Source organism: Streptomyces sp. NPDC001220 (assembly GCF_053597895.1).
Window position 1 is genome coordinate 487,048 of record NZ_JBSFJE010000003.1, and the last position, 13,509, is coordinate 500,556.

At 70.5% G+C, this 13,509-nt stretch carries 12 protein-coding genes and 1 pseudogene; 6 read left to right on the forward strand and 7 right to left on the reverse strand.

Annotated features, from left to right (window positions below; translation table 11 throughout):
* Nucleotides 1-5: 5 nt before the first annotated feature.
* Both paaE and ACWDGI_RS10130 read left to right on the forward strand, forming a co-directional pair.
* The gene (gene paaE, locus ACWDGI_RS10125; RefSeq protein WP_450757482.1) at nucleotides 6-1,106 is read left to right on the forward strand and encodes a 1,2-phenylacetyl-CoA epoxidase subunit PaaE; all 1,101 of its coding nucleotides are present in this window, start codon (nucleotides 6-8) and stop codon (nucleotides 1,104-1,106) included.
* Between the two features lie 70 nt (nucleotides 1,107-1,176).
* Nucleotides 1,177-1,308: pseudogene (locus ACWDGI_RS10130) on the forward strand (DinB family protein); the annotation flags it as partial.
* Between the two features lie 324 nt (nucleotides 1,309-1,632).
* On the opposite strand, the gene ACWDGI_RS10135 reads toward ACWDGI_RS10130, so the two are convergent.
* Together ACWDGI_RS10135 and ACWDGI_RS10140 are read right to left on the reverse strand one after the other, a co-directional pair.
* Entirely contained in the window at nucleotides 1,633-2,322 is a 690-nt protein-coding gene (locus ACWDGI_RS10135) for an alpha/beta fold hydrolase (protein ID WP_450757250.1), read from the reverse strand.
* A gap of 75 nt (nucleotides 2,323-2,397) precedes the next feature.
* Complete coding sequence (locus tag ACWDGI_RS10140; RefSeq protein ID WP_450757252.1) at nucleotides 2,398-2,523, reverse strand: hypothetical protein; 126 nt, start codon at nucleotides 2,521-2,523, stop codon at nucleotides 2,398-2,400.
* 167 nt (nucleotides 2,524-2,690) lie between these two features.
* Here ACWDGI_RS10140 and ACWDGI_RS10145 point away from each other — a divergent pair, with 167 nt between their 5' ends.
* Nucleotides 2,691-3,032, forward strand: a complete 342-nt coding sequence (locus ACWDGI_RS10145) for a hypothetical protein (RefSeq protein WP_450757254.1) — start codon at nucleotides 2,691-2,693, stop codon at nucleotides 3,030-3,032.
* Nucleotides 3,033-3,150: 118 nt separating this feature from the next.
* On the opposite strand, the gene ACWDGI_RS10150 is transcribed toward ACWDGI_RS10145, so the two are convergent.
* Both ACWDGI_RS10150 and ACWDGI_RS10155 read right to left on the reverse strand, forming a co-directional pair.
* Complete coding sequence (locus ACWDGI_RS10150; protein WP_450757255.1) at nucleotides 3,151-3,897, reverse strand: SDR family oxidoreductase; 747 nt, start codon at nucleotides 3,895-3,897, stop codon at nucleotides 3,151-3,153.
* A 138-nt stretch (nucleotides 3,898-4,035) separates the two neighbouring features.
* Complete coding sequence (locus ACWDGI_RS10155; protein WP_450757257.1) at nucleotides 4,036-4,938, reverse strand: RNA polymerase sigma-70 factor; 903 nt, start codon at nucleotides 4,936-4,938, stop codon at nucleotides 4,036-4,038.
* Between the two features lie 160 nt (nucleotides 4,939-5,098).
* Here ACWDGI_RS10155 and ACWDGI_RS10160 point away from each other — a divergent pair, with 160 nt between their 5' ends.
* Entirely contained in the window at nucleotides 5,099-5,545 is a 447-nt protein-coding gene (locus ACWDGI_RS10160) for a cupin domain-containing protein (RefSeq protein WP_450757258.1), read from the forward strand.
* 75 nt (nucleotides 5,546-5,620) lie between these two features.
* Here the strand turns inward: ACWDGI_RS10160 and ACWDGI_RS10165 are convergent, their stop codons facing one another.
* Nucleotides 5,621-6,094, reverse strand: coding sequence for a carboxymuconolactone decarboxylase family protein (locus ACWDGI_RS10165; RefSeq protein ID WP_450757259.1), 474 nt, complete (start codon nucleotides 6,092-6,094; stop codon nucleotides 5,621-5,623).
* A gap of 284 nt (nucleotides 6,095-6,378) precedes the next feature.
* On the opposite strand from ACWDGI_RS10165, the gene ACWDGI_RS10170 reads away from it, so the two are divergent.
* Both ACWDGI_RS10170 and ACWDGI_RS10175 read left to right on the forward strand, forming a co-directional pair.
* The gene (locus ACWDGI_RS10170; protein ID WP_450757261.1) at nucleotides 6,379-7,992 is read left to right on the forward strand and encodes a purple acid phosphatase family protein; all 1,614 of its coding nucleotides are present in this window, start codon (nucleotides 6,379-6,381) and stop codon (nucleotides 7,990-7,992) included.
* A gap of 267 nt (nucleotides 7,993-8,259) precedes the next feature.
* The gene (locus ACWDGI_RS10175; protein WP_450757263.1) at nucleotides 8,260-10,167 is read left to right on the forward strand and encodes an FHA domain-containing protein; all 1,908 of its coding nucleotides are present in this window, start codon (nucleotides 8,260-8,262) and stop codon (nucleotides 10,165-10,167) included.
* Between the two features lie 228 nt (nucleotides 10,168-10,395).
* On the opposite strand, the gene ACWDGI_RS10180 is transcribed toward ACWDGI_RS10175, so the two are convergent.
* On the reverse strand, nucleotides 10,396-11,823 hold the full coding sequence (locus tag ACWDGI_RS10180) for an alkaline phosphatase family protein (protein ID WP_450757265.1): 1,428 nt from the start codon (nucleotides 11,821-11,823) through the stop codon (nucleotides 10,396-10,398).
* 238 nt (nucleotides 11,824-12,061) lie between these two features.
* The gene (locus ACWDGI_RS10185) at nucleotides 12,062-13,411 is read right to left on the reverse strand and encodes an RICIN domain-containing protein (RefSeq protein WP_450757484.1); all 1,350 of its coding nucleotides are present in this window, start codon (nucleotides 13,409-13,411) and stop codon (nucleotides 12,062-12,064) included.
* Nucleotides 13,412-13,509 lie beyond the last annotated feature (98 nt).

Sequence of the window (13,509 nt, forward strand, 5' to 3'; positions counted from 1 at the left end):
AGCTGATGGCACCGACCGCCGGTGCCCCCGCGACGACAGTCCGGCGGCGCCGCCCAGCCTTCCATCCCCTGCGCGTCGCCGCCGTCACGCGCCTGTGCGAGGACGCCGTGGCCGTCACCTTCGACATCCCCGAGGCCCTGGCGGAGGAGTTCGCCTTCGGCCCCGGTCAGTCGCTCACCCTGCGCCGTGAGATCGACGGGCGCGACGAGCGGCGCTCGTACTCGATCTGCTCCCCGGTCGGCGCACCGCCCCGCATCGGCGTCCGGGAGGTGCCCGGCGGGCTCTTCTCCTCCTGGCTGGTCCACGAGGTGCGGCCCGGCGACACCGTGCAGGTGATGGCCCCGACCGGAGCCTTCACCCCCGACCTCACGGTGCCCGGCCACCATGTGCTGATCGCCGCGGGTTCGGGCATCACCCCCATGATGTCGATCGCCGAGTCCGTCCTGGCGGCCGACGACCGCTCCAGGGTCACGCTGTTCTACGGCAACCGGCGCACCGACACCGTGATGTTCGCCGACGAACTGGCCGACCTGAAGGACGAGTACCGCACCCGTTTCCACCTCGCCCACGTCCTGTCGCGCGAGCCCCGCGAAGCCGAGCTCCTCTCCGGCCGCCTCGACGGCGACCGCCTCGCCGCCCTCGTCGCGGGGCTGATCGACGTACCCTCCGCCGACCACTGGTGGCTGTGCGGACCGCACGGCATGGTGCTCGACGCCCAGCAGGTCCTGGCCGGACTGGGCGTCCCCGGCGGACGGATCCACCAGGAGCTCTTCTTCGCCGACGAGCCGATCGAACCCGTCCGCCACGAGGAGGCGGCGGCGACGGGCCCGGCCAGCGAGGTCACCGTCACCCTCGACGGCCGCTCCACCACCGCCCGGCTGCCGCGCGGCACGGCACTCCTCGACTCCGCCGCCCGCATCCGCCCGGACCTCCCCTTCGCCTGCAAGGGCGGCGTCTGCGGCACCTGCCGGGCACGGATCACGGACGGCGAAGCCGACATGCGCCGCAACTACGCCCTCGAGCCCGCCGAGGTCGAGGCCGGCTACGTGCTGACCTGCCAGACGTACCCGGTCTCCGAGAAGCTGACGGTCGACTACGACAGCTGACCGCTCAGCGGCCCCGGGCCGCCCGCACCGAAATCCGCCGGCGCCCCGTGCCGACGGGTCGTCGGCCCCGGGCCTCTCGCCGTACCCGTCCGGCGCCGACTCCGGCGATCCGTTCGTCGACGTGCTGTGGGAGACCAGCCTCGAACTCGTCCACCACATGGCCGAGATCGCACTCCTGCGCGACCTGTGGCACGCTCGGTTCGCGGCGCGGTGCAGGTCGCGGCCACTGACCCGAGGGCGATCCGCTGTGGGGTGGAGGGCCCGGCCCGGTGGCGTTGGAGGGCAGCCCGGTGGCCCGCGGTACGCCGGCGGCGCGGGCCGCCGCTCTCGAGCTTCCCACCGACGTCCGAACACCGGCCGCGACGCGCCCGAACACCGGCCGCGACGCGCCCGAACACCGGCCGCGACGCGTCCGAACACCGGCCGCGACGCGCCCCAACACCGGCCGCGACGCGCCCGGGCACCCCGCCGCGGCCGGGATCGCGGGGGCTGCCCGGATCCCGGCCGCGCGCAGGACGCCGCGGGGTCAGTGAGCGGCCGCGGCCTGCTTGATCAGGTCGGCCACCGCGTCCGGCCGTGACACGTACACGGAGTGGCTGCCGGGAACCTCGACGACCGTCGAGCCCGCCCGCTCCGACATCGCCCGCTGAGCCGGCGGCGGGATCATACGGTCGTCGGTGGCGACGAGGTACCAGCTCGGCTTCACCCGCCAGGCCGGCTCCGACACGGCGCCGTTGAGGGCGTCGAGGCCCCACGGGACCTGCGAGTCGGCCATGAACGCCGCCAGTTGGGCGGGCACGTCACCGGCGAAGGAGTTCGCGAACTTCTCGCGGTCCAGGAACAGGAAGCCGTCCCTGGGCGGCAGGATCGGCGGCACGGGGGCACCGGGCGGCGGGTCGGCGATGAGCGTGCTCACCGACTCGCCCTTGTCGGGCGCGAACGCCGCGATGTAGACGAGCGCCGCGACCTTCGGGTGACTGCCCGCCTCGGATATCACCGCACCGCCGTAGGAGTGCCCCACCAGGACGACCGGGCCGTCCTGCGCGTCGAGGACCATCCGCGTCGCCGCGACGTCCCCCTCCAGCGACAGCGTCGGGTTCTGGACGATGCTGACGTCGTACCCGTCCCGGGTGAGGACGTCGTAGACGCCCTGCCAGCCGGATCCGTCCACGAAACCTCCGTGGACGAGAACGACGTTCCGTGCTGCAGCACTCATGGCTTCTCCCTCGGCGTGTCCGACCGTCGCGGCCACGCGAAGAAAGCTAGACGGCCGCCGCCGGGACCGATTCCGTCAATTGACGTAGTTCGTGGAGCGGATCGCGCCGGCCGTCCTCCGGGCGTGCGGGGAGACGCCCGGGACACCACCGGGCCGATGCCCTTGCGGCTTCACGCGGATGTTGCCACGCTGGTCGTTCACGCTGTCTGCTCCAGCTCTCTGCGCGGCGTTCGTGAGTTCGCCGGCCCGACCAGTCCCGGCCCGACCGTTCGTGCGCGCTGCTCTCCTCCCCGGCGCTGACGCGCGTACCCCGCGCCCACACCACAGTGACCGGCCGGACAGCCGCCGCCTCACCTGGGGAGCACACCATGGACACGAACGAGGAGGCCGCCCGCGGCCTGACCGACATCCAGGACTTCCTCTACCAGCAGGCCCATCTGCGGGCGGCACGCCGGCGGGTCGCGGACTTCACCGCGCAGGAGCCGGGACTGACGCAGGACCAGCGGACGGACATCGAACGCTGGTACCTCGCGGAACAGACCTACGTGGCCCGCATGGTGACGGAGCACATCGCCGCGAGCATCCACGTGGTGGAACAGCGGCATCGCGCCCGCTTCGGACACTGGCTGCGCGGGACGCTGACCGCGATGATCCTGATCACCGTGGTGATGGCGCTGTGCGTCACCGTGGTGCTGGTCGGCGCGTCGTGAGCCGCGGCGCGTAGGGCCTGCACGCGGCGCCGCGGCATCGGCGGGGTTCTCGCGTGCGCTCGGTGGCCGGGTGGCGGCTCCCGTACCCCCTCCCACGGGGGCCACCACCCGTCGGCGCCTACCGCTGCCGCGCGAGCCAGTCGGTGAACCTGACCTCGCCGAGGCTCGCGTCCGGAGCGGGCAGCAGCGTGTCCTCCCGCAGCTCGGCTCCCCAGTACCGCGCCTGCGGGTCCGTGACGACCTTGCGGGGGTCGTTCGCCGCGTCCAGCGCGATCCGGATGAACTCCTCGAGCTGGAACGCCTCGGGGCCGCCCACCTCCACCACGCCGTTGGCCGGCGCACCCACCGTGGCGCGGGCCACGGCCGCGGCCACGTCGTCGGAGACGAGGGGCTGGATCCTGGCGTCCGGCAGGCGCACGGTGTCGCCCTCGGTCACCCCGTCGGCCAGCCCCTTCGCGAACTCGAAGAACTGGGTGGCGTGGACGATGGAGTACGGGATGCCGGACGCCTTGATCAGATCCTCCTGGGCCTGCTTGGCCCGGAAGTAGCCGCTCTCCTGGAGCCGGTCGGTGCCCACCACCGACAGCGCCACATGGTGCCGCACGCCGGCGTCCGCCTCGGCCTGGAGGAGGTTGGCCGTGGAGGTGCGGAAGAAGTCCAGGACGGCCCGGTCCTCGAACGAAGGGGAGTTGGACACGTCGACCAGCACCGAGGCGCCCTCGAGGACCTCGGCCAGCCCCTCCCCGGTGAGAGTGTTGACGCCGGTGCTGGGTGCGGCCGCTACCGCCTCGTGCCCGTCCTCGCCAAGCCTGCTGACGAGCTTCGAACCGATGAGTCCGGTGCCACCGATCACGACGACCTTCATGACGGAGTTCCTCTCGGAGTGCTTCTGGTGTCTGCACCAGAAGAGACCGGAGAGCCCTTCCGCCTGTGACAGCCCGCCCGGGAAGCCGGGAAAAATCATCCTCTGCAGCCCGTGCGTGCGGCCTGTCGGACGAGGGGCTCAGCCGTCCAGCGACGACACGTAGGGGGCCAGCTTGGCCGGGTTCATCACCCACATGATGCGTTCGATGCCGCGTGCCGACACGTCGACCGACAGCAGTGCCACCGGGTTCCCGCCGGCCGAGATCAGGACCGCCGGCCTGCCGTTGGCCTCGACCCAGCGGACGTCCGTCTGGGGCCAGAAACGCGGGGCGAAGGCGACGAGGTACCGGGAGACATGCGGGAGCCCGATGACCGGAATCTTGGACGCCCCGCGCATTCCGCCGCCGTCGGCGTAGCTGACCACGTCCTCGGTGAGCACCTCTTCGAGCACCGAGAGACGGCCGTTCTGCGCGGCGGCGAGAAACACCTCCAGGAATCGCCGGTGCTCGGCGGAGTCCACCGGTTCCCGGCGCTCCGCCGTCAGCCGCTTGCGGGCACGGCTCACCAGCTGGCGTGCGTTGGCCTCGCTGGTCTCGACGATGTCCGCGATCCGCCTGTACGTGTAGTCGAACGCTTCCCGCAGCACGTAGGCGGCCCGCTCCACGGGGTTCAGCTTCTCCAGGACCAGGAGAACCGCCATGTCGAGTGCCTCCGCGTGTTCCGCGCCCAGCTGGGGGTCCGTGCTCGTGTCGACGGGCTCGGGAAGCCAGGGGCCGACGTACGACTCCCGCCGTACCTTGGCGGACTGGGTGAAGTTGATCGCCAGCCGGGTGGTGACCGTGGCCAGGAACGCGGCCGGCTCACGGATGCCCGCACGGTCGGTGTTCTGCCACCGCAGCCACGCCTCCTGGACGATGTCCTCCGCCTCCACGGCGCTGCCGACCACGCGGTACGCGATACCGAACAGCTGTGGACGCGCGGCAAGGAATTCCTTCGTCGCCTGGTCGAGGGAGCTCGAGCCCCCGTTCTCACCGCCGCGCATGGATGTCCTCCAGAGTTGGATCATCATGCTACAAGCTGGCACTCGCATAACGGCACGGAGGGGTATGAACCGGTCCCGCCGTGTCACAGATCCAGCGTGCTCGGTCATCCGTGGCGAAGGCCGGTACCGAGGGACGACGAATCCATGGAGGTGCCCGACCATGTCGGACAGGAACGCAGCGAACGGGCCCGGCGGGCAGTCGCGCCCGGAGGGGTGGAAGACGGCGGTGACGGTGTTGCAGGACGCCGCACCGATCACCGTCCCCGAGGGGGCCTCGGCGATGACCATCTATGTCGAGTGGGAGCCGGGAGACCCGGGGACCCCGCCGCACCGCCACTCCGGACCCGCGTTCGGGTACGTCGTCGAGGGCGCCGTCCGCTTCGAGCTGGAGGGCGAGCCCGAGCGGGTGGTCGGGGCCGGCGGGACGTTCTGGGAGCCGGGCGGTGACGTGATCCACTACCAGGACGGCAACGCCCTCACGGATGCGCGGACCCGGTTCGTGGTGACCATGATGTGCGCGCCGGGCAAGCCGATGCTCGAGCTGGTCGACGAGGGCGAACTGGCCGAACGGGCCCATCTGCGCGCCCCGCGCCCCACCACGGACTGACGGACGACGGACCGGCTGCGCCTTCCCCCCTCCACGGAGAGGGAAGGCGCAGCCGGCCCTGCCTGCGGGCGTCGGTCACCCGAACTGGCCGGGCTGGTAGTCCCCGGCGGGCTGCTGGTTGATGACGTTGATGCGGTTGTAGGCGTTGATGACGGCGAGCAGGGAGATCAGGGCGACGAGCTGTTCCTCGTCGAAGTGCTTGGCGGCGTTGGCCCACACCTCGTCGGCGACGCCCCCGGCCGCGTCGGCGATCCGGGTGCCCTGTTCCGCCACCTCCAGCGCGGCACGCTCCGCATCGGTGAACACCTTCGCCTCACGCCAGGCCGCGACCAGGTGGAGGCGCTGCGCGGTCTCCCCGGCCACCACGGCGTCCTTGGTGTGCATGTCGGTGCAGAAACCGCAGCCGTTGATCTGGCTGGCGCGGATCTTCACCAGCTCCTGGATCGTGGCCGGCAGCGTCGAGTCCGAGACGGCCTTGCCGGCCGAGTTGATGTGCCTCAGCACCTTCCCGGCGAGCGGGTGGCCGAAGTAGTCGAGTCGCGATTCCACGATGATCTCCTCGCTGGGGGGGGGGCGGTTCCACCTGACTGACCGGAGCCGACCGCGATGTGTGACAGGAAGTCGCGTGTGACGTGGGTCTCACCCCATGGGCCCCGGGGGCGGGATCGGTCAAGGCCAGGGCGGCCGACGGTAAAGGCGAGGGCATGGGTCGGTCTTGGCGGCCTGATGCCTGACGCGTGGTGGCCGTGTGGTCATGTGGTGTTCATGTGGGGGCAGTTGGGCTGGGTCAGGGTGCGGTCGTTGTCAGCTCAGCTGTTCGTCGGGAGGGCGTCATGACCACACAGGCAGACTCAACAGAGGGCAGATCGGCGGAAGGTTCGGAGGGGTTCAGTCGTCGTCACGCGCTGGGCCTGCTGGGCACCGCGGGGGCGGGCGCCGCCGCCACCGGGCTGTTCGGCGCGGGTGCGGCTCAGGCCGCTCCGAACGCCGGTCCGGCCTTCCACCTCACCGCGGACTCCTCCGGCGCGCCCCCCGTCCAGGGCCTGCACCTGACCTTCGGGGCCGACCCGCGCACCCAGATGACGGTGTCGTGGATCACGGACCGGCCGGTGACCAAGCCCGTCGTGCGCTACGGCACCCTGGAGCACGGCTTCGGCTCCAGCAAGAAGGCCGAGACCGTCACCTACGTCGACGGCACCTCGGACCGCACGGTCTACGTCCACCACGCCCTGCTGAAGGGGCTCGCCCCGGACACGGACTACCTCTACCTCGCCACGCACGAGGGGGCGACCCCCGACAGCGGTACGTTCCGCACGGCTCCGCAGGGACGTCGGCCGGTCACCTTCACCAGCTTCGGCGACCAGTCCGCCCCGCAGGTGACCTGGTCCGCCGACGGCACCGTCGCCCTGGACGCCAACTCCACGCCCGCGACGAAGGACATCGTCACCGGTATCGAGCAGGTCGCCCCGCTGTTCCACCTCCTCAACGGCGACCTCTGCTACGCCAACCTGGACGTCGACCGGGTGCGGACCTGGAACAACTTCTTCACCAACAACACCCGTTCGGCGCGCTTCCGTCCCTGGATGCCGGCAGCCGGCAACCACGAGATCGAGAAGGCCAACGGCCCGATCGGCCTCGGCGCCTACCAGACCTACTTCTCCCTCCCCTCCACCGAGACGGACGCCGAACTCGCGGGCCTGTGGTACGCGTTCACGGCCGGCTCGGTGCGGGTGATCGTGCTGCAGAACGACGACAACTGCCTGCAGGACGGCGGTGACGTCTACATCAGCGGCTACTCCGGCGGCCGCCAGCTCGCCTTCCTCGAGAGGGAGCTGAAGGCGGCGCGCTCCTCACGCGACATCGACTGGGTGGTCGTGGCGATGCACCAGGTCATGATCAGCTCCTCCGACGCGAACGGCGCGGACCTGGGCCTGCGTGAGAAGTACGGCCCGCTGTTCGACCGGTACGACGTCGACCTGGTGCTCTGCGGTCACGAGCACAACTACGAGCGTTCGCTGGCCGTGCGCGGAGTGGTGACCGGCAGCGAGACCCTCACCCCCAACCCGGTCTCCCGGGCCACCGACGACATCGACGCCGGCCTCGGCACCGTGCACATGATCCTCGGCGGCGGAGGCGTCTCGGGAACCACCAACCAGAGCTTCTTCAAGGACGGCACCGCCAAGGTGATCACCGCCGTGTCGGCGACCCCCGGCTCCAACGGCAAGCGCACCTCCACCTATGTCAAGGAGCAGGCGGTGTGGACGGGTGTCCGGGACACCGAACACCCCTACGGCTTCGCGGCGTTCACCGTCGACCCCGGCCGGCACCCCGGTGACACCACCCGGATGCACGTCACCTACTACAACGTCAACAAGCCGCACGGCGAACTGACCGTCTTCGAGAACTTCACCCTGCACCGCAAGCGCTCCGACGGTCACGGCCGCTGACCCGAGCCCGGCGGGCCGGGCGGCATCCGCCCGGCCCGCTCGGGGCCTCCCTCCGCGAGTCCACATTGGCCGAAAACCGACGAACTCCCGTCAGATCGGCAGGGATTGTACCGAAGCGTGCACTGGAAATACTTGGTTAAGCAAGTATAGGCTCGGCTGCGGGGGCGGGCGGGGGACAGGGCCGCATGCCGACTTGGGAACTGCCGCGCCGTAGCGCACGATCGGTGTCCCGGTTCAACAACTGACAAGCTTGTGGAAGGAAGTGCCGTGGCACCGGTGCTGGTCGGACTCGAAGGTCTGCTGGCGGGGGAGCGCATCCCGGTCCTGGACACCCGCGTCACCTTCGGACGCAACTCGGAGAACACCGTCGTCATCTCCAGCCTCAGCGTCTCCCGCTTCCATGCGGAGATCGTCTTCGACGAGGACAAGGGTTACGTACTGCGTGACCTGGAGAGCAGCAACGGCACCCTGGTCAACGGGGAGGAAGTGGAGTCCCGGCTGCTGCAGCCCGGTGACGAGATCTCCCTGGGCGACCAGGAGTTCCGCTTCGAGGTGGCGGACGCCATGGAGACGCTGATGGCGCTCTCCCTGCCGCGATCCGTGACGCACGGCGCGGAGGAAGGCGAACGCGGACCCGTCCTGCGGGTCACCGTCGCCGGCGGCGGCCCGGTCGGCCTGTCGTTCGCCCTGCTCCTCGAACACTTCCTCGGCCCCCAGGTGCAGATCGCCGTCTACGACGGCAGGTGGCGCAAGCAGGGCCGAACCGTCGTCTGGAAGAGCCCGGCCGAGGGCAACGTACGGCGTCTGCAGGTGGTGACCGTGCAGAGCCGCCAGTACCTCGCCTGGCCGGAGGAGGTGCGGGAGCGCCTCTTCGACCCGGAGCACTTCACCGAGATGTGGCCCTCCGGCCCGGACTCGGTCGGCGACAACCACCCGCGCAACATGCGCATCGCCTACATCGAGGACCGGCTGCTGGAGCTGGCGAACGAGAAGCGGGACCGGATCCGGCTCATACCCGCCCGGTTCGACGCGGAGGAGCAGCAGGAGGCACTCGCCACCCAGCATGTGCTCGCGATCTGCGACGGCGGCCGCTCGCGCACCCGGGACCGGTTCGCCGCCCGCTTCGGCAAGGCCGACGAGTCGATCTACTCCCTCGACGGGCGCCACCTCCAGGACGTCGTCCTCGGCCTGCGGGTGAAGTCCGGCCTGACCGACCCCATGGCGGTGCTGCTGACCGTCGCCCAGAACCGCTTCCTGCTCAACTCGCTGCGCGGCGAGGGCTTCCTCAACATGCGGCTGACCGATGCCGAGGCCGCGGAGGTCATCGGCCTCGACCCGGTCCGCCGGGTCTTCGAGGAGTGCATCGCCTCCCGGCCGTGCCTGATGGACCGCGACGAGTACGGCGACTTCCAGTGCGCGACCCACGGCACGCTGTTCCTCCCCGCCCTGGTCAAGGGCTCCCCGCTGTGGCGCCGGGTGCGCGAGGGCCTGCTGCTGTTCGGGGTCGAGTCCGACGACCTGTCGGCGGTCACCAGCTTCCGGCTCGACATGGTGCAACGCCCACGTTTCTCGGCCGAGTTGCTGCCGCCCACCGCCAACTCCCCGGGCACCTACGGCTTCCTCCTCGGTGACGCCGCCAACGCCATCCACTTCTGGCCCGGCCGCGGCCTCAACAGCGGTCTGGCTTCGGCGATCTCGCTGGCCCGGTCCCTCAACGGGGCGTGGAGCGGGCGGCCGTTCCGGGACGCGGACTTCCTGCGGCACGAGGCGGCCATGTCGATGCTCCAGTACCGGCACAAGAGCCGGGCCTGGAAGGCGATGGTCACCACCGACGACAAGGGCGTCACCTGGGCCATCAAGGACATCATCGGCCACGGCATCGACGGGATCCCCGACGAGCCCGACCGCGAGGCGGACACCAAGACGCTGCTGGAGCGTATGCAGGCCATCCGTGCGCGTCTGGCCCTGCGGCTGGAGGGAATGCCGGACGACGAGGCGATCCTGGAGCGCCTGCGCACCCTGCAGCCCGCCACACTGCGCATGCTGGTCCTCAGCGGCGCCTGGGACACGCTGACCATGGGCGGTGAAGAGGTCGACATCGACATCTTCTACGGCGAGGACTCGTCCGCGGCCGCCGCGGCGGTGGGTGCGCTGGAGCCGGCCGCCAAGCCGTAGAACGGACCCCGTTCGGCGCGCGCCGCCGAACGGACGGCTGTGCGCGTGACGACCCCGCCGCCGGTCGGACGGGCGTTCGCGTGACAGCCCGCGCCGGTCGGACGGCTGTTCGCGTGACGACCCCGCCGCCGGACGGACGGGCGTTCGTGTGACAGCCCGCCGCTGAACGATCGGCCGTTCGCCTGACACCCCGCCGCCGCCGACCGCGGCGGCGGGGTGTGGTGGCGGTCAGGTGTGGGGGCGGTGGCCCTTCTCCTGGTGGGGGTAGCTCTGGTCGGCCTGCGGAAGCGTGGGCTTGGGGAGGGTGGCGACCTCTTCCTTCGCCTTCGCCAGCTGCTCGGCCGTGTTGCGGGGGAGACGGGGCGGTCGCGGACGGGCCTCGCGGAACCGGAAGGCGGAGGTCAGGTCGCCGAAGGTCGCACGGCGCCAGTCGCTGACGTTCGGCTCCTCGACACCGGTGAACCGCTCGAGGAACTGCAGGGCGGAGGTGTGGTCGAAGGCCTCGGTGGCGACCCAGCCGCCCACCGTCCAGGGCGAGACGATGATCGCCGGGACCCGGAAGCCGCCGCCGATCGGCAGGCCCTTGATGAACTCGTCCTTGGTGCCCGCGGGCGGGGTCGGCGGCGCCACGTGGTCGAACAGGCCGTCGTTCTCGTCGTAGTTGAGGATGAACGCGGTCTTGCGCCACACCTCGGGGTTCGAGGCGATGGCCTCGATCTTGGAGGCCACGTAGTCGGCGCCCGCGGCCGGGAGGTAGTCCGGGTGCTCCGACTGGTAGCTGGTGGGGCAGATCCACGACACCGTCGGGAGCCGGTCGTTGCGGGCGTCGTCCTCGAAGGTGCCGTGCGGCTGCGGGCGCACGCCCCGCTCGTACAGGTCGGAGCCGGGCTGCGCGCTCTTGAACGTCGCGAACTGCTCCAGCATGTTCGTGCCGTAGTCGTCCTCCTCCTGGTACACCTTCCAGCTGACGCCGGCCGCCTGGAGGCGCTCGGCGTAGGTGGTCCAGCGGTACGGAGTGGGCGCGACGTTGCTGATGATCGGGCCGCCCAGGGTGCCGCCCGGGTCGATGCTCCCGGTCATCCACATCAGCCGGTTGGGCCAGGTGGGGCCGAAGACGGAGCAGAAGTAGTTGTCGCAGATGGTGAAGGTCTCCGCGAGGGCGAACTGGAAGGGGATGTCCTTGCGGGTGTAATAGCCCATCACATAAGGGCCGTTGACGCCGTCGGCCTTGCGGTGGGCCGGCAGCCACTGGTCCATCTTGCCGTTGTTCCAGGCCTGGTGCTGCACCGACCAGGCATGGCTGGTGGACGGGATGGCCTGGGCACTCGACGTGTGCGTGTCGAGGTGGAAGGGCAGCAGGTAGCCCTTGGGGTTGACGGCGTCGGGCTGGTAGAAGACGGACCGCCCGTTCTCCAGCTTCAGCGCGTGCGGGTCGGCGAAGCCGCGGACGCCGGAGAGAGTGCCGAAGTAGTGGTCGAAGGACCGGTTCTCCTGCATCAGCATGACGACGTGTTCGATGTCGCGCAGCGAGCTGTTCTTCGGCGGTCCGGCGGCGACGGCCTGCTGGACGCTGGGCGGCAGCAGTGAGAGGGCCGCGGCGCCGCCGAGCGCGCCGGCGGCGGAGCCCAGGAGTCTGCGACGGGTCAACTCGGCCATGGATGCTCCATTCTCAAGTTCTCCGGGGGGCGGGAACCTTTGCGGGAGTGACGGCAGGCCCGGCCGTGAGGACGGGCCGCCGTTCACTGTGGGCCCCGGGAGATGGGGTGCATCAGGGGCGGCCGATGAACTCCGGGCCAACGCACGGAAGGAGTTGGTCCGGGATTTACCTTCACCATCCCCTCGCCGCACGGGCGTTGCCGAGCGTTGAAGAACGTTGGCCGCTACATGGGTTCTGTCACTGGCCCGGCGCGAGGATGTAGGTGTTGAGGGTGCCCACGGTCGTGAGCGGGGTGGGCGATCCGGTGTCGTAACGGTCCACGGCGAGGTAGTTGGGCTTCTTGCGGGCGGCGGGGGTGCAGAAGTTCTGGGCGCGGTTGAGGAGTTTGCCGTTGTCGGTGGCGGCCGTGGAGCCGATCGGGTAGTCCCTGAACTGGTTCATGACGAAGAGCGGGTGAAAGGCCGCCGAGTCGGTGGTGAGGGGTCTGTCGGTGCCCCAGCGGCTGTAGCAGGACCAGTCGGAGCCGCCTATGCCGCCGCCCATGGACCAGTAGTTCTCCACGGTCCATTCGCGCTGGTACATGACGCCGAAGGTGTCACGGGTGGCCCAGCCGTTGGCGGTGTCGCTCGCCCGGGTCCGGTCGCTGAAGATCAGCAACTGCTTGCCGCGGGCGGCGAGGTCGGCCATCGTGGGCCAGCCCCTGGTGGCGGCGCCCTCCTGGTCCGGCCGGTACAGCACGTCGGAGAGGCCGTCGACCGAGGCCAGGGAGGACTTCAGCACGTCGGAGGAGGCGTAGTCCTCCAGGAAGACCGTGGCGAACTGGCCGGGGTTGGCCTTGAGGAAGTCGACCATGCGCTGGAGGTCGGTGGCGAGCGGGACGGGGTTGCTCACGCCGTCGCAGCTGTTGTGGCAGAGCACGGCCTGACCGGAGACCGTGTAGTCGTCGAGCATGAAGCCGCGGACCCCGTCGGACAGCTGCCGGCTGATCCCGTAGTTCTGGTTGGGGAACAGGTTGACCGGGAACGAGGCGAAGTTCCCGTCGGAGCCGTTGGCGAAGGCGTTGTGTGCGGTCAGGAAGGTGACCTGGTCCAGGGTGCGGGTGTCGGCGGAGGGCATCGTCGTGGTCGCGTAGGAGACCGGGGTGAGGTACCAGCGCGCGAGGTCGCCCGCCGAGCCGAGCTGTACGGCGCCCGAGGTGGAGCCGGTGAGGTACTGCGAGGTGCCGGGGACGGCGACGGTGTAGGTGCTGTCGGCGCCGGCCGTGATGCTCCAGGTGGTGCCGTCCGCGCCGCAGGCGGCGGTCACCGCGGCGGTGCCGCCGCGTCCCAGGCAGGTGCCGGACCCGTCGGCGTTCCGCAGCTGGTAGCCGCCGCCGACCGCGACGGCCGTCCACTGCTGGTGGTCTTCGTTGCCCTTGGGGTTGTGGGCCACCACCGTGCCACCGCTGTCGGCCGCGTCGAGGCCGGTGACGAAGTTCTGCAGATAGACCGAGGAGACGGGGACGGCCGCCGAGGCGGTGCCCGGCAGCAGGACGGGCGCCGACAGGGCGAGGACGGCGGAACAGCACAGGACGCGCAGGGGGCGCAGTCGCACGGGATTTCCCTTCACTCTGACACGAGATACCAACGCTGTCAGAGGCATGAGATATCCGGTGGGACGTACGCCGCGCCAGTGGTCCTGACTGA

Excerpts from the sequence above, each read along its gene's own strand:
- paaE (WP_450757482.1), top strand. The coding sequence starts at position 6 with ATGGCACCGACCGCCGGTGCCCCCGCGACGACAGTCCGGCGGCGCCGC.
- ACWDGI_RS10135 (WP_450757250.1), bottom strand. The coding sequence starts at position 2,322 with ATGAGTGCTGCAGCACGGAACGTCGTTCTCGTCCACGGAGGTTTCGTG.
- ACWDGI_RS10145 (WP_450757254.1), top strand. The coding sequence starts at position 2,691 with ATGGACACGAACGAGGAGGCCGCCCGCGGCCTGACCGACATCCAGGAC.
- ACWDGI_RS10150 (WP_450757255.1), bottom strand. The coding sequence starts at position 3,897 with ATGAAGGTCGTCGTGATCGGTGGCACCGGACTCATCGGTTCGAAGCTC.
- ACWDGI_RS10155 (WP_450757257.1), bottom strand. The coding sequence starts at position 4,938 with ATGCGCGGCGGTGAGAACGGGGGCTCGAGCTCCCTCGACCAGGCGACG.
- ACWDGI_RS10160 (WP_450757258.1), top strand. The coding sequence starts at position 5,099 with ATGTCGGACAGGAACGCAGCGAACGGGCCCGGCGGGCAGTCGCGCCCG.
- ACWDGI_RS10170 (WP_450757261.1), top strand. The coding sequence starts at position 6,379 with ATGACCACACAGGCAGACTCAACAGAGGGCAGATCGGCGGAAGGTTCG.
- ACWDGI_RS10180 (WP_450757265.1), bottom strand. The coding sequence starts at position 11,823 with ATGGCCGAGTTGACCCGTCGCAGACTCCTGGGCTCCGCCGCCGGCGCG.